Genomic DNA, 18,446 nt, shown 5'->3' with positions numbered 1-18,446 from the left:
GGTCAGCCCAGGCGCTTCACCAGCGCCCGGTACTCGTCCCACAGTTCAACCGGCGTGTGCTCCCCGAACGTGTTCAAGTGCTCCGGCACCAGCGCCGCCTCCTCCCGCCAGACCTCCTTGTCGACGGTGAGCAGGAAGTCGAGGTCGGCCTCGGAGAGGTCGAGACCCTCCGTGTCGAGCGCGCCCTTCGCCGGCAGCACCCCGATCGGCGTCTCCACACCCTCGGCCCGCCCGTCGAGCCGGTCCACGATCCACTTCAGGACCCGGCTGTTCTCGCCGAAGCCTGGCCAGACGAACTTGCCCTCGTCGTTCTTGCGGAACCAGTTGACGTAGTAGATCTTCGGGAGCTTCGCCTGGTCCTTGCCCTTGGCGACATCGACCCAGTGACCCATGTAGTCGCCCATGTTGTAGCCGCAGAACGGCAGCATGGCGAACGGGTCGCGGCGCAGCTCGCCGACCTTGCCCTCGGCGGCGGCGGTCTTCTCGGAGGCGACGTTCGCCCCGAGGAAGACCCCGTGGTTCCAGTCGAACGACTCGGTCACCAGCGGCACGGCCGTGGCGCGGCGGCCACCGAAGAGGATCGCCGAGATCGGCACGCCCTTGGGGTCCTCCCACTCGGGCGCGATGATCGGGCACTGCGCGGCGGGCGTGGTGAAGCGGGCGTTCGGGTGCGCGGCGGGGACACCCGACTCGGGCGTCCAGTCGTTGCCCTTCCAGTCCGTCAGATGGGCGGGCGTCTCCTCGGTCATGCCCTCCCACCACACGTCGTTGTCGTCGGTGAGGGCGACATTGGTGAAGACGGAGTTGCCCCAGAGCGTCTTCATCGCGTTGGCGTTCGTGTGCTCACCGGTGCCGGGCGCGACACCGAAGAAACCGGCCTCGGGGTTGATGGCGTACAGCCGGCCGTCCTCGCCGAAGCGCATCCAGGCGATGTCGTCGCCGATGGTCTCGACGGTCCAGCCGCGGACCGTCGGCTCCAGCATCGCGAGGTTCGTCTTGCCGCAGGCGCTCGGGAACGCGGCGGCCACGTACTTCGACTCTCCCTGCGGAGGCGTGAGTTTCAGGATGAGCATGTGCTCGGCGAGCCAGCCCTCGTCACGGGCCATGACGGAGGCGATGCGCAGCGCGTAGCACTTCTTGCCGAGCAGCGCGTTGCCGCCGTACCCGGAGCCGTACGACCAGATCTCACGGGTCTCGGGGAAGTGGGAGATGTACTTCGTGGAGTTGCACGGCCACGGCACATCCGCCTCGCCCTCCTGCAGCGGCGCCCCGAGCGTGTGCACGGCACGCACGAAGAAACCGTCGGAGCCGAGTTCGTCCAGGACCGGCTGACCCATCCGGGTCATGGTGCGCATGGACACGGCGACGTACGCGGAGTCGGTGATCTCGACGCCGATGGCGGACAGGTCGGAGCCGAGCGGGCCCATGCAGAACGGGACGACGTACATCGTCCGGCCGCGCATCGAGCCGCGGAAGATCCCTCCGTTGCCCTCCTTGCCCTGGAAGACCTCCCGCATCTCGGCGGGGTCCTTCCAGTGGTTGGTCGGGCCGGCGTCCGCCTCGTCCTCGGAGCAGATGAACGTCCGGTCCTCGACCCGGGCGACATCGGTCGGGTCGGAGGCGGCGTAGTAGGAGTTCGGGCGCTTGATCGGGTCGAGCTTCTTGAAGGTGCCCTTGCGGACGAGCTCCTCGCTCAGTCGCTCGTATTCGGCCTCTGAGCCGTCACACCAGACCACACTGTCCGGCTGCGTCAGTTCGGCGATCTCGTTGACCCACGAGATCAGTTCCTGATGGTTGGTGGGGACGGTGTCGGAAGAGGGAGCCGCGATGTCGCGCGCCACGATCGCTCCTAGATGAGGGGTTTTTGTTTTTTGTGCCCCGTGGGGGCTGCGACCCGGATGCTTCACGTAATCGGTACTCACCAATCGTCACCGATCGTCACAGAACTTCAACGACCCTTATCGATCTTTTCGGTGGATATCGATCTTCCTGGCGCTCATCCGGTGCCGACCGCACTCATTTGATCATCCGACGGGTGCGCGCATATGTCCAGAGGGCCTCACACCTGAGCAGCGTGAGCATCACCACTCGTTGCCATAGGCGTAAGAAGCCCTTTCCCTGCCCACCCGGCACTTCGGCCCGGTGTCCGCATGAGAGGCTGGACACTTGGCGCACTTCCGACGGTCGGCTGATACGTAACTTACGGTTCCGTAGGTACGATGGATCGCATGACTGCGCCCACCCCCGACGCCTCAGCGGAATCGCCGATCGTCGACCGTGTCGCCGAAGCGCTCTCCCTGCCGCACCCCGTCAAACCGAGACTGCGCGGCTGGCTGCATGCCGGAATGTTCCCGGCGGTCCTCGTCTCCGGCCTGGCCCTGACGGCCCTCGCCGGATCGACCCGCGCCCGTGCGGCCTGCGCGATCTTCGTCCTGACGGCTTGCCTGCTGTTCGGGGTCAGCGCGATCTACCACCGCGGCACGTGGAGTCCGCGCATGGACGGCGTACTGCGCAGGCTCGACCACGCGAACATCTTCCTGATCATCGCGGGCTCGTACACACCGCTGACGATGCTGCTGCTCCCGGAGAGCAAGGGGAAGTGGCTGCTGTGGGGCATCTGGATCGCGGCGCTTGCGGGCATCGCCTTCCGGGTCTTCTGGATCGGCGCCCCGCGCTGGCTCTACACCCCCTGTTACATCGCGATGGGCTGGGCCGCGGTCTTCTTCCTCCCCGACTTCATGCGGGCCGGCGGTATCGCCGTCCTGGTCCTGGTGATCGTGGGCGGGCTCCTCTACAGCGCCGGCGGAGTGATCTACGCACTCAAGCGCCCGAACCCGTCACCGCGCTGGTTCGGCTTCCACGAGGTCTTCCACTCGCTCACCCTCGCGGCGTTCATCGCGCACTACATCGGCATCTCGATGGTGGCGTACCAGTACGGATAGCCACGGCAGTACGTCTTCGACCTGACGAAAGGGCCCCACCGCATCCCGCGGCGGGGCCCTTTCGCATGCCCCGACGACGACCCGCCCGGACGTCGCCGGCCCGGACGTGACCGGCCCGGACATGGCACCCGCCCCGGCCGATGGCCGACAATGACCCCCATGACGGCCGCACGTACTCCGCTCCCCGCCACCCGTCCCCAGCTGGGACTTCGTGAGCGTAAGAAGATCAAGACGCGTACGGCCATCCGGGACGCGACGTACCGGCTGATCGAGGAGCAGGGGTTCGACGCGACGACGATCGAGCAGATCGCCGAGCTGGCCGAGGTGTCGCCGTCCACGGTCTTCCGCTACTTCCCGACCAAGGAGGACATCGTCCTCACGGACGAGTTCGCCCCGTTCATGGCGGCGGAGCTGCGCGCCCGCCCGGCGGACGAACCGTGGCTCGACTCCCTCCGGCACGTGTTCAGGAAGGCCGTCGACTTCGGCACCTCGGAGGAACCCGCGGTGACCCGGCTGCGGACCCGGCTGATGGTCGAGGTGCCCTCCGTGCGCTCCCGGATGATGGAGAGCATGTCCGTCACCGGTGATCTGCTCCGCCAGGTCATCGGCGAACGCACCGGTCGGGCCCCCGACAGCTTCGAGGTGCGCGTCTTCGCGATGTCCGTCGTGGGCTGTCTGATGGAGGTGACCCTGTACTGGGCCGAGCACCGGCACGTGGACGACCTCGGCGCCCTCGTCGAACGGGCCCTGGACGTCATGCGGCACGGGCTCCCCCCGGGGAAACCCTGAGGCCACGGGCCCGCCCCGCATGTCATCCTGACCCGGTGAACGGACCGGAGATCCACGTCGAATTCGCCCCCGGACTAAGGGTGTTCGTCCCGCACGGACGCCGGTCGGGGCCCACGCCCGTCGCCACCGACGGCTCCTCCACGCTGGGCCACGTCGTCGAGTCGCTCGGCGTTCCGCTGACCGAGGTCGGCGCACTCGTGGTGAACGGCCGCACGGTGGCCACCTCGCACCTGCCGGCGGCGGCCGACTCCGTCGAGGTACGCGCGGTCGAGCGCCCCCAGCCGGTCCCGGGCGCCCCGCTGCGCTTCCTGCTCGACGTCCACCTGGGCACGCTGGCGCGCCGCATGAGACTGCTCGGTGTGGACGCCGCCTACGAGTCGCTGGACATCGGCGATCCCGCGCTCGCGGCGAGGTCGGCGGCCGAACAGCGGGTGATGCTCAGCCGGGACCGTGGCCTGCTGCGGCGCAGGGAACTGTGGGCCGGGGCCTTCGTGTACAGCACCCGCCCGGACGAGCAACTACGGGATGTACTGGGCCGGTTCGCCCCCGCGCTGCGGCCCTGGAGCCGGTGCACCGCGTGCAACGGCCTGCTGGAGGAGGCCTCGAAGGACGAGGTCGCCGAGCAGCTCGAAGGGGGTACGCGACGGTCGTACGACGTGTTCGCGCGGTGCGCGGAGTGCGGGCGGGCTTACTGGCGGGGCGCACACCACCAGCAGCTGGAGGCGATCGTGGGCCGGGCGGTGGCGGAGTTCGGCTCGAAGTAAGTACCGCCCCCGGGGGCTGCGACCGGTCCGTTACGCCCGGTCCTCCAGATAGCGGGTGTGGGACTCCTGACGCCGGGCCTCCGTCTCGCGCAGCCCGGCGGCCAGCGCCTCCGCCTCCTGGTGCAACAACCCCAGCTGCCGTTCGAGATGCCGCTCGGGCGCCTCCGTACCGGGCGCCAGCCGCACCCACCACCGCGTCCGTACGAACGTGTCGACGGCCTCCGGGACATCCGTCCGCACGGCCCGGGACAGCGTGTGCACGCCCTCCGGGTCCTGCGCGAGGACCTCCGCGACCCACCCGGGGTCGAGCAGCGCCGCCAGCAGCTCGGTCAGCTCGGTGAGCCGCCCGGCGGCGGCGGGCGGCAGCTCGACGTCGGCGAGGTAGGCCCGCAGCTTCCCGAAGTCCCCGCGCAGTTCGTCCAACTGCGCGGACGGATCGGGGAAGTCCGGCAGTGACGGCCGCTCCGGCGGGGCGATCAGCGCGCCCGCGCCGTACAGACCCACGACGACGAGCGGCCAGTACGCCCCCGCGACGCCCGCGAAGGTCAGCCCGAGGCCGGCGATCCCGCAGGCGCTGCCGGTGAGGTTCTTCCGGGACTCCAGGTAGCCGAGGAACTTGTTGGTCCTATTGGTAGCCACGGATCTCCTTGAAGGCGCCGTCCAGGGAGCCCTTCTGGGCGTCGAAGAGACGGCCGCCGGTCAGCTCGGCGATGTGTTCCAGCTCGCCGCGGTCGGAGTCGCCGAACAGGATGGGGAAGACGGGGATCCGCCGCTCGTCCGCGGACAGCCGCCCGTAGAACCCGTCGAACTCCGCCGGGCTCGCACCCTCGGTGTTCTCGCCGTCCGTCATCAGCACGATCGACGTGAACGTGTCGTCGTCGGCCCCCAGATGCTCGTACGCCTTCTGCAGCGACGTGTAGATGGCGGTGTCGCCCTCCGCGCTGAGCGCCCGCGTGTCACGGCGGATCGCGTCGAGCCCCGAACGCGGGTCCTCGGGCCGCACCACATGCGTGCGTACGCTCTTGACGGCCGAGCCGAACGGCATCAGCGTCACCTCCTCGCGTTCGCGGAAGTCGCCGGTGAGAGCGGTGAGCGCCTTCTTCAGCCGGCCGAGCCGCCCGTCCTCGCCCATCGAGCCCGAGGTGTCGAGCACGTACACCGTCCGGGAGGGGCGGCGCAGCTTGTTCTCGTACGCGTCCAGGAGCCCGTCGGCGACGGAACGGCTGCCCGGGAACGGCAGTTCGCGCCGCCGGGTGGTGTCGAGCCCCGCGGCGGGCGGCACGGAGGGTACGACGGGCCGGCGCAGCGTCCGGTCGGTGATCAGCCGCTGGGTTCCGGGGGCACGCAGGGCCTCGGTGAGCCGCCGGACGTCCTCACGGACCTGCTGACTCGTGGACGCGAGCGAGGAGAGCGGGTAGTCGGCGGTGACCACGCCGTCCCGCGGCCGGATCACGGTCAGGTCCTTCCTCGACTTCAGCACCGACTCGTAGTTGAGCAGCGCGTCGACGTCACCCCGGCGGTCGTACGCCTCGGCCAGCCAGCCCGACGACCCGGACGTCAGCTTCTGCCCCTTGAAGAAGTCCGTCAGCCGGGGCGTCGCCTCCTTCACATCCGCGTCCGTGAGCGCCGACTGGGCGTCGGAGAGACCCGAAGCGACGGATACGAGGGTGGAGAAACCGGAGTTGGAGCGGGACGGGTCGGTCATGCCGTAGGTCAGACCGCCGTCGCGCACCGCCTTCTCGATGTCGGCCCAGGTGACGTCCTCGGGCTTCCACCCCAGCTTCCGTACGGTGGCGTCCTTCACCCCGATGGCCAGCGGGCTGGACATCACCGGGGTCTGGGACACGACCTGCTTCGCGGCGGCGGGGTCGAGGCGCAGGTAGTCGTTGGAGGAGAGCCAGACGGCGTCGTACGCGTCCTTCGCCCTGCCCTTCGCGAGGAGGTCGACGGCGTCGAGCGTGCCGATGTAGGTGGGGCGGACCGTGATGCCGGTGTCCTTGTGGACCTGGTCCAGGACGGGCTTCATGTCGACGAGCTCGCTGGAGGCGAGTATGCGGAGGGTTCCGGCGGCCGGCTTCTCGGCGGGGTCCGGCCCCTCCACGGCTGAGGTGCATCCGGCCGTCAACGCTGCCAGAGCGATGGCGGCTGCGGCCCGGTGGGTGGTCTGTGCCCACCCTCCCCCACGCTCGGCTCCGCTCGCGCGGGGGGACCCCCATCGCCCTGCGGAACGCCTGCCCACAGACAGGTTCACGTGAGGCCTCCTTCCAGGGCGTTGTGGGAGCGGCTGCGCTCCAAGTAGGCCGTGGCGTGCTGGAGTTCCGAGGTCAGGGAGTCCACCGTGGCCGCCATCGTCTCTGTGGCCTGGGCCTTGTACGTGTCGATGGTGTCGAGGGTCTGGTAGATCTGCTGGAAGGCCGAGCGCAGCGTCTCCGCGCCGACGGCGGGGTCGGCGGCGATGCGCTGGATCTCGCCGCTCTGGGTGGCGAGCATCTCCGCGTTGCCGCGGATGAGGTCCTCCGTCGTGCCGCGCAACGCGTTGACCTGCTCGACGACCTTGCGCTGGTTGTCGAGGGCGGAGGCGAGCATGACCGAGATGCGCAGCGCGGAGACCGTGGTGGTGGCCGCGCGGTCGACGCCCTTGATCAGCTCCTCGTTGTTGCGCCGGACCACGTCCATCGCCAGATAGCCCTGGGCGCACACCGCGAGCTGGGTGAGCAGGTCCTGGTGCTTCTGCCGTACGGGGAAGAGGACGTCGGCGCGCAGGGTGTCCGCCTGGGCGGGATCCAGCGCCTCCACCCCACTGATGTGCTCCTCGACCGCCGAGTCCAGGGCCTCGGTCAGGACGACGTACTCCTGGAGCTTGCCCATCGAGTCCCAGAGGCGGACGCGTTCGGTCTGCAGGGCGGCGTTGTCGCGCCGCAGTTCGTCCTGGCCGCCGCGCAACGAGCCCACGATCTTGTTCAACGTGCCCTGTGCGGAGGCGTACTTGGCCACATGGTCGCGGAGCTTGTTGCCGCCCGGCAGCCGGGACAGCAGCTTGCGGGCCTTGCCGCCGGGCAGGTCGCGCGGGTCCAGGTCCTCGACGGTGCGCCGGAGTTCGACGAGTGAGGACGAGACACGGGACTGGGCGTCCTCGCCGTTCGCGGGCAGGGCGCGGATCGTGCGCTCCAGCATGCGGTTCGACTGGGCGGCGGCGCCGCGCATCTCACCGGAGCCGAGGGCCACGATCTCACCGATCTTCCCGGCGAACGCGGGGGAGCGGGCGTCGAGCGCGGCGAGCCCGTCGACGTACTCGGCGGCCTTGCGCGCCATGTCCGTCCGTACGGACTCGTCGACCGGTACGAGCCCGCCGGCCTTCTCCTTCGGCACGGCCGTGACGGGCTCGGGAGGAGTGAGGGTGAAGCCGCTGTCGCTGTCGCCCACTGGATTGCTCATCGGGTTGCTCACTGGCTGTTCCCCCTAGTCCCGGGCCCGGCGTGCCATCTCGTGCAGCACCTTGGAGGCGGGCACGGGCACCTGCCGGACACCGGTCAGCGTCTGGTTGAGGTAGGTGGTGTGGGCGTCGGTGGCCGCCGTGAACTCGGCCGCCGCGCCCTGGGGCCGGAACCCGTGCCGCACCGCGAGCCCGCGCAACTCCTTGTCGGTCCCCAGCAGTTCACCGAGGGCGCGGCCCTCCGCCGTGAGGGGGACGACCGTGTGGTCGCTGTTGGCGGTGGTGTCCGGGTAGAGGACGACCAGGTCGTCGGCGCCCTGGCCGCCGGCGAGGAGGGCGGCGACCTGGGACTCGTACACGAGGACCAGCGGGTTTCCGACACCGCTGACGAAGTCCCGGAAGGCCGCGTCCGTGCTGGTCTGCTGGGAGCCCTGGACGCTGATCAGCTTGCGCATCAGGGGCGCTGTGCGGTCGACGGCGGCGGCACCGTCGGCGACCCGGCCGCCGTCGGCGACGTAGGAGGCGGCGGCGAGGTACAGGGCGCCGGAGTTCGAACTGGTGGGATCGGTGCTGGAGATGAACAGCGTGCCGCTCAACTCGCCGTGCTTGTCCGCCCCCTTGAGCTGCTGCCAGGTCCGGTCGCCCTCGGCGGCCTTGAGGTAGGCCTTCATGTCGAGGGTGCCGTTGCCCTTGTCGCCGCCCTTGCCCGCGAGGGTCGCGAGGCCGTTGCCCGCCAGCACCTCGGCGGCGCTGCGGTGCGCGACGACCACGAGGGGCGAGTAGAAGGGACGCGGCAGGGGCTGCCGTACGTGGTACTTCGAGGCCAGTTCCCCGGCGGGCGCCTGGCTGGAGGGGAACGCGAAGTCGTACCCCTTGAGGTCGAGTCCCTCCATGGCCCAGGACCCGGAGGTCTCCGTCTCCACGGTGTAGCCCTTGGCAGCAAGGGCCTTCACCACGTCCGGGTCGGCGAAGAACTCCGCCTTCTCCGACCCGATCACTCCCCGCACGGTCTTCGTTGCCGTGCTGCTGTCCTGGTCTTCGCGGCCCGCTACGACGGCTGCTGCCACTCCGCCGATCAGGAATACCGCCAGGACGATGGCGATGATTCGTCTCACACCCGGAGAGTGCTCCCGGAATCCAACGTTCCACGCTTGTCCGGATGAACAAGGGGTGACCACCCCATCCCAGTACGCAACCGGAGGGCCGGCATCCCATTAGGGGGAGAATGCCCCGGCAGGGGCTCGGCAGCGGCTCTACAGGGGCGCGGGGAGCTGCGCGACAAGCCCCACCGGCCCGCACGGTGAGAACACCGGACGCCCCCAACGACAAAAGGGCCGCAAAAAGGGCCACATCCCACAAGGGTGCGGCCCTTCCGTACCTGCATGGCGCCCGGTCCGCACGTCGCTGCGGGTGCGCGCGGACCGGGGCCGATCGGGGGAGTGGCGAGGCTCCGGGGGGAGCCCCGCCTCAGTGGGCGGTGAGCGCCGGCTCCGCGACGGCGACGGCCGCCGCGTGCACATCCATGCGCTCGGCGGCGAGAATCGCTCCCGCCGTGTCCGCGCGCGACGCGGCGACAACGAGGGCACGCCCCGCAAGGGCGTGCGCCCGCTGGTGCAGTCCGACGTTCAGCGGCACGCGATCTCCACCGGCGGTGGAGGCGACCGCCGCGCGGACCGGCGGACGCCCGCCGCGCAGGCGGGTCACCTGCTCGGCCAGCCGTTCGGCGGCGACGTCCAGCTCGGCGGAGGCGGACGGTTCGAGTGCGCGGAGTTCGTCCGTGACCGCGAGCAGTGCCGCCAGGTGACCGGCGAGCTGGATGTCCAGCTCCTCCTCGCGCGACCGATGGGGAAAGTCGGCGGTGCCGGCCATCGTGTGGACCGACTTGGTGCGGATCGGTTCGTACATGGGAGATGGCCTCCTGTGCTCTGACAGGAAGCCATCCTAGCTTAGATTTCGTCTAAAGTTGAGCAGACTCCGAAAGCGGAGCCGGTCGGCCACACAGGGTGACCGGGCGTCAGTTCTGTCCGTACCCGTCCAGGAAGTTGCCGATCCGGGTCACCGCGTCCGTCAGATCCCGCGCGGTCGGCAGGGTGACGACCCGGAAGTGGTCGGGTTCCGGCCAGTTGAAGCCCGTTCCCTGCACGACCATGATCTTCTCGGAGCGCAGCAGGTCCAGGACCATCCGCCGGTCGTCCTTGATCTTGTAGACCTTCGGATCGAGGCGCGGGAAGAGATAGAGCGCGCCCTTCGGCTTCACGCAGGTCACGCCCGGGATCTGGGTCAGCAGCTTGTGCGCCACGTCCCGCTGTTCGCGCAGCCGCCCACCCGGCAGTACGAGGTCGTTGATGGTCTGCCGGCCGCTGAGGGCGGCGACGACACCGTGCTGACCGGGCATGTTCGCGCACAGTCGCATGTTGGCGAGGATCGTCAGCCCCTCGATGTACGAGTCGGCGTGCGCCCGCGGCCCGGAGATCGCCATCCAGCCCACCCGGTACCCGGCGACTCGGTACGCCTTCGACATGCCGTTGAAGGTGAGGGTGAGCAGGTCGGGGGCGACCTTGGCGGTGGGGGTGTGCACGGCCTCGTCGTACAGGATCTTGTCGTAGATCTCGTCCGAGCAGACCAGCAGGTTGTGGCGGCGGGCGATGTCCGTGAGCCCGCGCAGCATCGCCTCGTCGTAGACGGCGCCCGTCGGGTTGTTCGGGTTGATGATCACGATCGCTTTGGTGCGGTCGGTGACCTTCCGCTCCACGTCGGCGAGATCGGGCATCCAGTCGGACTGCTCGTCGCAGCGGTAGTGCACGGCGGTGCCGCCGGAGAGGGAGACGGCGGCGGTCCACAGGGGGTAGTCCGGCGCGGGTACGAGGACCTCGTCGCCGTCGTCCAGCAGGCCCTGCATCGCCATCACGATCAGCTCGGACACGCCGTTGCCGATGAAGACGTGCTCGACGTCCGTCTCTATGCCGAGGGTCTGGTTGTGCATGACCACGGCGCGGCGGGCCGCGAGCAGGCCCTTCGCGTCTCCGTAGCCGTGCGCCGACGACACGTTGCGGAGGATGTCCTCCAGGATCTCCGGTGGGCACTCGAAGCCGAACGCCGCGGGGTTTCCGGTGTTCAGCTTGAGGATGCGGTGGCCTGCGGCTTCCAGGCGCATCGCCTCCTCTAGGACCGGACCCCGGATCTCGTAACAGACGTTGGCGAGCTTCGTCGACTGGATCACCTGCATGTTCGTGAGCTTACGGGCGGGTAGGGGTTGTCGCGCCGTGTTTCCGCCACGTGAGACGTCCGTCTGGGGCGGGGGTGTGTGTCTGCGGGCCGACGGGGGCGGCCTGCGCCGTTCCCCGCGCCCCCTGCGGGGCTGCCGGTGGCGGTTGCGATGCGGGTGCGACCCGGTGGGTGCTGGCCGCGCAGTTCCCCGCGCCCCTTGGGGGCTTGTGGCGTGGCGTGGTTTCGAGGTGGGCCCCGGGCCTCCGCCGCGCCTTGGCTGTCCGTCGTTATGACTGTGCGGCCCGGTGGGTGCTGGCTGCGCAGTTCCCCGCGCCCCTTCGGGGGGCTTGTGGCGTGGCGTGCTTTCGGGTGGGCCCCGGGCCTCCGCCGCGCCTTGACCGTCTGTCGTTATGACTCGGCGGCCCAGTGGGTGCTGGCCGCGCAGTTCCCCGCGCCCCTTCGGGGGCGCAGGTCCTCGGGGGCCCACAGCCGGGCCCCGATAGGGGCGCGGGGAACTGCGCACCCGACCCCCGCCGGGCCGCAGCTGTTCGTGTGCGGCCGGGCCCCGTAAGGGGCGCGGGGAACTGCGCGGGCAACCCCCACCCGCCCGCACCTGTTCGTGTGCGGGTCGGCCCCCCCGGTCCAGGCCCGGCTGGAAACGCGTTCTTGTCGGCTGCCGGGTGGGACTTCAGAATGCGCATGACAAAAACGGGAAGTGGTCGGAAGATCTTCGGCCGCTCACGTCACAAGAGGGGACCCCCCACATGAAAAAGCCTCTCCTTGCCGCGCTCGGCGCCCTGATGATCACGGGGACGGGCCTGGCAGCCCCGGCGGTCGCCGCCACGGAGACCTCGACCGGTACGAAGGCCCCCGCGGCCGTCCAGGCCGTCACCTTCGCCGGCACCGTCTCGCTCAGCAACTGCTCCGGCTCCGTCGTGCGCTTCCCCGACTCCGAGGACGACGACCCGGCGCTGGTGATGTCGAACGGCCACTGCCTGGAGACCGGTTTCCCCGCCGCCGGCGAGGTCATCGTCGACCGGGCCTCCACCCGCACCTTCGGCCTCCTGAACTCCGCCGGCACCCGCGTGGCCACCCTGCGCGCCAGCAAGATCACGTACGCCACGATGACCGACACGGACGTCTCGCTCTACCAGCTCACCACCACCTACGGGCAGATCAAGAGCTCGTACAACATCAGCCCGCTCACCCTCAACGACACGCACCCGGTCGCCGGCACCGCCATCACGGTCGTCTCCGGCTACTGGAAGCGCACGTACGCCTGCAACATCGACGGCTTCGCCTACCGCCTCAAGGAAGGCGCGTGGACCTGGAAGGACTCGGTCCGCTACACCTCCGCCTGCCAGACCATCGGCGGTACCTCGGGCTCGCCCGTGATCGACAACGCCACCGGCAACGTCGTCGCCGTCAACAACACCGGCAACGAGGACGGCGGACGCTGCACCGACAACAACCCGTGCGAGGTGGACCAGAACGGCACCGTCACCGTCCGCGCGGGCATCAACTACGGCCAGGAGACCTACCAGATACCCGCCTGCTTCGGCCTGGACAGCAAGCTCGACCTGAACGCGAGCGGCTGCACCCTGCCCAAGCCGTAACCAGCCACCCGGTCGGCGGGCGGTCAGCCGGTGGTGCGGCGGACCGCCCGCCCCGCCAGCACATCCGTCCGCCGCCCGTCCTCGACGACGAACCGCCCGTCGATCAGGACATGCGGGATACCGGTCGGCAGCGTACGCGGCGCGTCGAAGGTGGACCCCGCCGCGACCGTCTCCGGGTCGAAGAGGACCAGGTCCGCCCGGTACCCCTCCCGCACCAGCCCGCGGTCGGCCAGCCGCAGCCGCGCCGCCGGACGCGACGTCAGATGTGCGACGCACTCCTCCAGACTCAGCACCCCCAGCTCCCGTACGTACCGCCCGAGGTACTGCGGGAACGTGCCGTACGCCCGCGGATGCGGCTTGTCGCCCCGCAGGATGCCGTCCGACCCACCGGTGTGAACCCGGTGCCGCATGATCGTCCGGACGTTCTCCTCGTGCCCCACGTGCTGGAGGATCGTCGACCCGAGACCGTCGTCGAGCAGCAGCCGGCGCGCGGTCACCCACGGCGCCTCGCCACGCGCGTCCGCCGACTCCTGGACCGTCCGCCCCACATAGGACGCGAGCGCCGGATCGGCGACGCCGGAGATCTCGATGGTGTCCCATTCGATGGGCACGCCATGGCACCCGTCCGAGCCCACCACCTCCAGGTGGTGGCGGATCCGCCCGGCGGTCTCCTCGTCCCGCAGCCGGGCCAGGGTGGCCTCCGGCCCGCCCTCGCTCGCCCAACTGGGCAGCATCGCCACAAGGGTCGTACACCCGGGCGTGTACGGATACGTGTCGAGAGAGATGTCCGCCCCACCGGCCAGCGCCTCGTCGAGCAGCGCCAGCAGGTCAGGGCCCTTCCCCTTGTTGACGCCGAAGTTCATGGTGGCGTGCGCGAGATGGAGGGAGCACCCGGCCTCGCGCGTCAGTTCCACCATCTCCCGGTACGCCTCCAGGGCGCCGGCGCCGTACGACCGGTGGTGCGGGCAGTAGTAGCCGTCGTACTCGGCCACCACCCGGCACAGTTCGGTCAGCTCGGCGTCCTTGGCGTACATGCCGGGCGTGTACGTGAGCCCCGACGACATGCCGACCGCGCCCTCACGCATCCCGTCGGCGACCAGCTGCCGCATCCGGTCCAGCTCCTCGGGCGTCGCCTCCCGGTCGTCCCAGCCGACGGCGAGCATCCGCACAGCGCCCTGCGGAATCAGATAGGCGGCGTTGACGGCGATCCCCTCACCACCGAACCCATGGTCCAGACGGTCCAGGTACTCACCCACGGACCGCCAGCTGAAGTCGATGTCGTCCCCGCTGCCGTTCCAGCCGGTGATCGCACGGCGCACCTCGGCGAGCGTGCGGTCGTCCACGGGGGCGTACGACAGCCCGTCCTGCCCGATGACCTCCAGCGTGACCCCCTGCGCCACCTTCGCGCTGTGATCGGGGTCGCGCAGCAGGGCGAGGTCGCTGTGGGCGTGCATGTCGATGAACCCGGGAGCCAGCACCAGCCCCTCGGCGTCCACCACCCGCCGGGCCACGGGCCGCAGACACCCCGCGGCGGCCGCCTCCTGCACCACGGTGGTGATCCGGCCGCCCGCGACACCCACGTCGGCCCGATAGGAGGGACCTCCGCTGCCGTCGACGACGTCCACGTCACGGATGACGAGATCCAGCATGGCGAGCTCCTAGAAGTAGGTGCGGACGTAGTCGACGACAGTGCCGTCCTGCTCCACCACGGGGATCAGCTGCCACTTGTCGAACGAGGTGCAGGGATGCGAGAGCCCCATGCCCAGCCAGTCGCCGACCCGCAGTCCGGTCCCCTCGGCCGTACGGATCCAGGCGTGCTGGTCGGACAGGGAGGTGACGCTGATGCCGTCCGCCGGCCGCTCACCACCCTCTCCCCGTACGACCTGCACCACGGGCAGATCCAGGTCGTACGCGGCATCGCGCTTGCCGGCGTTGGCGAAGGCCTGCTCGTCCGAGGGCCGTGAGACGACCTGCGCCCAGAGCCGGAAGGCGGGCTGCAGAGCACCCTCCTCCGGAACCCGGACGAAGGGTGTCACTTCCCGGTAGTGCCCGTCGTCATGGGAGACATAGGCGCCCGAGCGCAACAACTTCAGCGCGGGCAGAGACAGCGCGGGCAGCTCGGCGAAGACATCGGCAACGGCGTCGAACCAGGCGCTGCCCCCCGCACTCACCACGATCTCCTCCAACTCCGCCCCGGCAAAACGCCCCGCCTTGTCGAAGTCCACGACAAGGGCGGTGAGCCGCCGCAACCAGGCCCGCACCCGCTCGGGATCGGCGTCCGGCACCTCGCCCTCGTACCCGGCGACCCCCACCAACCGAAGGGTGTCCACACCGGCGACGGCGTCGGCGACCGCCCCGCACTCGGCCTCGGTCCGCACCCCGGTCCGGGCACCCTCACCCGCCGCGAGCTCGACGACGACGTCCACCGGACGCGAGGAGAGCCCCCGCAGAGCGGCGTCCATCAGCTCGACACCCCGCACGGAGTCGACGTAACACACGAACCGGAACGCGGGGTCGGCGGAGAGCTGCGCGGCGACCCAGGCGAGGGCAGCGGGATCGACCAGCTCATTGGCCAGGAAGACCCGCTGGACACCGAAGGCGCGGGCCACCCGTACCTGATGGGGCACGGCGAGCGTGATGCCCCAGGCCCCGTGCTCGATCTGCCGCCAGAAGAGCTGAGGGGCCATGGAGGTCTTGCCGTGGGGTGCGAACACCAGACCATGGCGCTCGGCGTACGTCTCCATGAGCCGCAGATTGTGTTCGAGCCGCTCGGCGGAGAGGGCGAGCAACGGCGTGGTGAACCCACCGCTGAACAGATTGCGGCGCTCGGCGGCCAGCTCGCCGACGGTCAGCCCCTCGGCATCGGGCGGCAGGCCCTTGAACCGATGGTCGACGGGCTCGTCGGCGAGCGCGGCAAGACGTTCCCTGCCGCTGGCAGAGGCGGAGTCGGCGGCCATAAAGCCTCCCTCATAGAGGCCATTGCATCCTCCGCAACGGCCATTGCGTATCACGCTTACTGCTGTCTAACATCTCGGCCAACGCCGGGTCAACGGAGCCGCCCAGACCCACGGCAGCGACAGGAGCCCCACCCACCGTGACCCGCACCGGACCCCCCGAACGCGACGACACCCAGCGCCCTCCGGCCGCGGCGGAGGTCGTCACCCTCGGCGAGTCCATGGTCACGTTCCTCCCCTCCTGCCCGGGCAGCCTCGCCGACGTACCGTCGTTCGAGCGCGCGATCGGCGGCGCGGAGTCCAACGTGGCGTGCGTCCTGGCAGCGGCCGGCCACACCACGAGATGGGTCAGCAGGGTCGGCGCGGACGGCTTCGGCGACCACCTCGTGCAGAAGATCGCGTCATACGGCGTGGACACCTCCGCCGTACAACGCGACCCCTCCCGCCCCACAGGCATCTACTTCCGCACGGCCGGCGACAGATCCACCGACGCCCACGAGGTGGCGTACTACCGCACAGGCTCCGCGGCCTCAGCGATGTCCCCCACGACAGTCGACCTGAACGCCCTCCAAGCGACGCAGATCCTCCACCTCTCGGGCATCACAGCAGCCCTCTCCGAAACCTGCAGATCCCTCCTACAGACCCTCACAACCCCTCAACCCCCCCACCCCACCCAACCCCCCCACCCCACCCAGGCCCCCCACCCCACCCAGGCCCCCCACCCCACCCACGCACCCCACCCAACCCAGGCCCCCCACCCCACACGCCCCTTGCTGTCCTTCGACGTCAATTACCGGGAGGGGCTCTGGCCGGACGCCACCACGGCGGGCACCACCCTCCTGGCGCTGGCCCGAAACGCGGACCTGGTCTTCGTGGGCGAGGACGAGGCAGAGGAGGCATGGGGCATCACAGGCGGCCCGGAGGCCATCCGCGAAGCCCTCCCGGAACCCCACACCCTGGTGATCAAGAGCGGCAGCCGGGGCGCCACGGTCTTCGAGTCGTCGAGGCCCCCGCACCCGCACCCGCCGACGGAAGCGAGGGGGCGTACCGGGGGGTGTTCGCCCGCAGGCGCCGGTGCGTCAACCGCCCTCCCCTCCAAAGCCCCCTGTTCCGCACCGGACCGAGGACGGACACCCCCCGGTACGCCCCCGCCCCACCCCGTACGCGAGGGCGACACCGTGACAACCGCCCCCGCCCTCAGCGTGGACGTAGTAGCCCCCGTGGGCGCAGGCGACGCCTTCGCGGCAGGCTTCCTCTCGGCAACCCTCCGCGGCCTCCCCGCAAAACACCGCCTCCGCCACGGCCACCTCATGGCCGCCGCGGCCCTCACCGTCCCCGGAGACCTCGGCACACCCCCCTCCCGCACCCACGCCGACCGCCTCGCCGCCCTGGACGACCACGCGTGGGGGAGACTTCGACTCGGCCCCGGCTGGACGAACGCCGCAGACCGGGCCCAGGAGGAGGTACCGACCCCATGAGTCAGACAGTCGACCGAGCGCTGAGCATCCTGCCGCTGCTCGCCGAGGGCCCCGCCGACCTAGGACAGGTCGCCGACCGCCTGGACGTCCACAAGTCAACCGCCCTGCGGCTCCTGCGCACACTCCACGAACACGGCCTGGTCTACCGCCAGTCCGACCAGCGCTACCGCCTCGGCGCCCGCCTCTTCGCGCTCGCCCAGGAAGCCGTGGAGAACCTCGACGTCCGCGAGATCGCCCACCCCCACCTCGTACGCCTCAACGAGAACTGCGGCCACACAGTCCACCTCGCCGTGCACGAGGACGGCGAAGTCCTGTACATCGACAAGGTCGACAGCCGCTACCCGGTCCGCATGTACTCCCGCATCGGAAAGCCCGTCGCCATCACGGTCGCCGCAGTCGCCAAGCTGCTCCTGGCAGACCTGCCGGACCCCGAGCGCCGCACCTTCGCGGAGAAGCTCGACTACCCCATGTACACGTCCCGTTCGACCCCCAGCGCCCCCGCCTTCCTGCGGGAACTGGACAAGGTCAGAGAACAGGGCTGGGCCACCGACCTCGGCGGCCATGAGGAGTCCATCAACTGCGTGGCGGCACCCATCCGAGGCACGGACGGACGGGTAGTAGCGGCCATGTCCGTCTCGGCCCCGAACGTAGTCGTCACAGAGACCGAACTCCTCACCCTGCTCCCCCTGGTCCGCCGCACAGCGGAAGCCATCAGCGCCGAGTACTCAGGCAAGACCCCGACGAAGGAAACCAGCTCATGACCGACAAGACCGCCCTCACCCCCAAGACGCACACCACCCCGCCCGCCAAGTTCTCGCACGGCGTCAGGAAGGGGAACATCCTCCAGGTCGCGGGCCAGGTCGGCTTCCTGCCGGCGGTCGAGGGCCAGCCGCCGACCCCCGCGGGCCCCACCCTGCGCGAGCAGACGCTCCAGACGCTGGCCAACGTCAAGGCCATCCTCGAAGAGGGCGGCGCCTCCTGGGACGACGCGATGATGATCCGCGTCTACCTCACCGACGTCGACCACTTCGCCGAGATGAACGCGATCTACAACGCGTACTTCGAGGAGCAGAACCTCACGGCCCCGCCCGCCGCGCGCACCACGGTCTACGTGGGCCTGCCCGCCGGCCTCCTCGTGGAGATCGACGCACTGGCAGTACTGAGCTGAGCAAAGGGGCTTGCTGCCACCCGGCAACAAGCCCCACCCCACCCCCACCCCGCACGACCCCCGCACCCCCCCCACAAACCCCCGCACCCCCCCAC

Annotated in this window: 16 protein-coding genes; 7 read left to right on the top strand and 9 right to left on the bottom strand. The window is 70.1% G+C overall.

Going from position 1 to position 18,446, the window contains the following annotated elements:
- Nucleotides 1-2: 2 nt before the first annotated feature.
- Nucleotides 3-1,841: a phosphoenolpyruvate carboxykinase (GTP) gene (locus IE278_RS05660; protein WP_189769415.1), complete on the bottom strand. Its 1,839-nt coding sequence runs from the start codon at nucleotides 1,839-1,841 to the stop codon at nucleotides 3-5.
- A gap of 387 nt (nucleotides 1,842-2,228) precedes the next feature.
- Here IE278_RS05660 and trhA point away from each other — a divergent pair, with 387 nt between their 5' ends.
- From trhA to IE278_RS05645, 3 genes are all read left to right on the top strand, one after another.
- Complete coding sequence (trhA, locus tag IE278_RS05655) at nucleotides 2,229-2,942, top strand: PAQR family membrane homeostasis protein TrhA (RefSeq protein ID WP_189769413.1); 714 nt, start codon at nucleotides 2,229-2,231, stop codon at nucleotides 2,940-2,942.
- A 159-nt stretch (nucleotides 2,943-3,101) separates the two neighbouring features.
- On the top strand, nucleotides 3,102-3,731 hold the full coding sequence (locus IE278_RS05650; RefSeq protein ID WP_444546103.1) for a TetR/AcrR family transcriptional regulator: 630 nt from the start codon (nucleotides 3,102-3,104) through the stop codon (nucleotides 3,729-3,731).
- A gap of 35 nt (nucleotides 3,732-3,766) precedes the next feature.
- The gene (locus tag IE278_RS05645) at nucleotides 3,767-4,495 is read left to right on the top strand and encodes a Mut7-C RNAse domain-containing protein (RefSeq protein WP_189769408.1); all 729 of its coding nucleotides are present in this window, start codon (nucleotides 3,767-3,769) and stop codon (nucleotides 4,493-4,495) included.
- 30 nt (nucleotides 4,496-4,525) lie between these two features.
- Here the strand turns inward: IE278_RS05645 and IE278_RS05640 are convergent, their stop codons facing one another.
- The 6 genes from IE278_RS05640 to IE278_RS05615 form a co-directional block, all read right to left on the bottom strand.
- Entirely contained in the window at nucleotides 4,526-5,134 is a 609-nt protein-coding gene (locus IE278_RS05640) for a hypothetical protein (protein WP_189769406.1), read from the bottom strand.
- Nucleotides 5,121-6,635 carry a vWA domain-containing protein gene (locus tag IE278_RS05635; protein WP_189769836.1) on the bottom strand — a complete coding sequence of 505 codons (1,515 nt, stop codon included), beginning with the start codon at nucleotides 6,633-6,635 and terminating at the stop codon, nucleotides 5,121-5,123. Before IE278_RS05635 ends, IE278_RS05640 begins: the two co-directional genes overlap by 14 nt.
- 107 nt (nucleotides 6,636-6,742) lie before the next feature.
- On the bottom strand, nucleotides 6,743-7,930 hold the full coding sequence (locus IE278_RS05630) for a toxic anion resistance protein (RefSeq protein WP_189769404.1): 1,188 nt from the start codon (nucleotides 7,928-7,930) through the stop codon (nucleotides 6,743-6,745).
- 24 nt (nucleotides 7,931-7,954) lie between these two features.
- Entirely contained in the window at nucleotides 7,955-9,043 is a 1,089-nt protein-coding gene (locus IE278_RS05625; protein ID WP_189769401.1) for a hypothetical protein, read from the bottom strand.
- Nucleotides 9,044-9,395: 352 nt separating this feature from the next.
- Nucleotides 9,396-9,833, bottom strand: a complete 438-nt coding sequence (locus IE278_RS05620) for an SCO4983 family protein (protein WP_189769400.1) — start codon at nucleotides 9,831-9,833, stop codon at nucleotides 9,396-9,398.
- Between the two features lie 109 nt (nucleotides 9,834-9,942).
- Complete coding sequence (locus tag IE278_RS05615) at nucleotides 9,943-11,154, bottom strand: pyridoxal phosphate-dependent aminotransferase (RefSeq protein ID WP_189769399.1); 1,212 nt, start codon at nucleotides 11,152-11,154, stop codon at nucleotides 9,943-9,945.
- A 745-nt stretch (nucleotides 11,155-11,899) separates the two neighbouring features.
- On the opposite strand from IE278_RS05615, the gene IE278_RS05610 reads away from it, so the two are divergent.
- A complete protein-coding gene (locus tag IE278_RS05610) occupies nucleotides 11,900-12,751 on the top strand; it encodes a S1 family peptidase (protein WP_189769398.1) in 852 nt (283 codons plus the stop codon).
- 23 nt (nucleotides 12,752-12,774) lie between these two features.
- Here the strand turns inward: IE278_RS05610 and IE278_RS05605 are convergent, their stop codons facing one another.
- Both IE278_RS05605 and IE278_RS05600 read right to left on the bottom strand, forming a co-directional pair.
- On the bottom strand, nucleotides 12,775-14,400 hold the full coding sequence (locus IE278_RS05605) for an N-acyl-D-amino-acid deacylase family protein (RefSeq protein WP_189769397.1): 1,626 nt from the start codon (nucleotides 14,398-14,400) through the stop codon (nucleotides 12,775-12,777).
- A gap of 9 nt (nucleotides 14,401-14,409) precedes the next feature.
- Entirely contained in the window at nucleotides 14,410-15,708 is a 1,299-nt protein-coding gene (locus tag IE278_RS05600; RefSeq protein ID WP_189769395.1) for an amino acid deaminase, read from the bottom strand.
- A gap of 137 nt (nucleotides 15,709-15,845) precedes the next feature.
- On the opposite strand from IE278_RS05600, the gene IE278_RS05595 reads away from it, so the two are divergent.
- The 3 genes from IE278_RS05595 to IE278_RS05585 are packed head-to-tail and all read left to right on the top strand — an operon-like array spanning nucleotide 15,846 to nucleotide 18,351.
- Nucleotides 15,846-17,183: a sugar kinase gene (locus IE278_RS05595; RefSeq protein ID WP_373311908.1), complete on the top strand. Its 1,338-nt coding sequence runs from the start codon at nucleotides 15,846-15,848 to the stop codon at nucleotides 17,181-17,183.
- Complete coding sequence (locus tag IE278_RS05590) at nucleotides 17,180-17,944, top strand: IclR family transcriptional regulator (RefSeq protein ID WP_189769393.1); 765 nt, start codon at nucleotides 17,180-17,182, stop codon at nucleotides 17,942-17,944. Before IE278_RS05595 ends, IE278_RS05590 begins: the two co-directional genes overlap by 4 nt.
- Nucleotides 17,941-18,351 (top strand): RidA family protein, encoded by a 411-nt coding sequence (locus IE278_RS05585; protein WP_189769391.1) that lies wholly within the window; start codon nucleotides 17,941-17,943, stop codon nucleotides 18,349-18,351. Before IE278_RS05590 ends, IE278_RS05585 begins: the two co-directional genes overlap by 4 nt.
- Nucleotides 18,352-18,446: the final 95 nt, after the last annotated feature.

This window comes from Streptomyces tauricus, from assembly GCF_014650955.1.
Taxonomy (GTDB): domain Bacteria; phylum Actinomycetota; class Actinomycetes; order Streptomycetales; family Streptomycetaceae; genus Streptomyces; species Streptomyces tauricus.
This window is presented reverse-complemented; position numbering and strand designations above follow the sequence as displayed.

Excerpts from the sequence above, each read along its gene's own strand:
- trhA (WP_189769413.1), top strand. The coding sequence starts at position 2,229 with ATGACTGCGCCCACCCCCGACGCCTCAGCGGAATCGCCGATCGTCGAC.
- IE278_RS05650 (WP_444546103.1), top strand. The coding sequence starts at position 3,102 with ATGACGGCCGCACGTACTCCGCTCCCCGCCACCCGTCCCCAGCTGGGA.
- IE278_RS05630 (WP_189769404.1), bottom strand. The coding sequence starts at position 7,930 with ATGAGCAATCCAGTGGGCGACAGCGACAGCGGCTTCACCCTCACTCCT.
- IE278_RS05620 (WP_189769400.1), bottom strand. The coding sequence starts at position 9,833 with ATGTACGAACCGATCCGCACCAAGTCGGTCCACACGATGGCCGGCACC.
- IE278_RS05615 (WP_189769399.1), bottom strand. The coding sequence starts at position 11,154 with ATGCAGGTGATCCAGTCGACGAAGCTCGCCAACGTCTGTTACGAGATC.
- IE278_RS05610 (WP_189769398.1), top strand. The coding sequence starts at position 11,900 with ATGAAAAAGCCTCTCCTTGCCGCGCTCGGCGCCCTGATGATCACGGGG.
- IE278_RS05605 (WP_189769397.1), bottom strand. The coding sequence starts at position 14,400 with ATGCTGGATCTCGTCATCCGTGACGTGGACGTCGTCGACGGCAGCGGA.
- IE278_RS05600 (WP_189769395.1), bottom strand. The coding sequence starts at position 15,708 with ATGGCCGCCGACTCCGCCTCTGCCAGCGGCAGGGAACGTCTTGCCGCG.
- IE278_RS05590 (WP_189769393.1), top strand. The coding sequence starts at position 17,180 with ATGAGTCAGACAGTCGACCGAGCGCTGAGCATCCTGCCGCTGCTCGCC.
- IE278_RS05585 (WP_189769391.1), top strand. The coding sequence starts at position 17,941 with ATGACCGACAAGACCGCCCTCACCCCCAAGACGCACACCACCCCGCCC.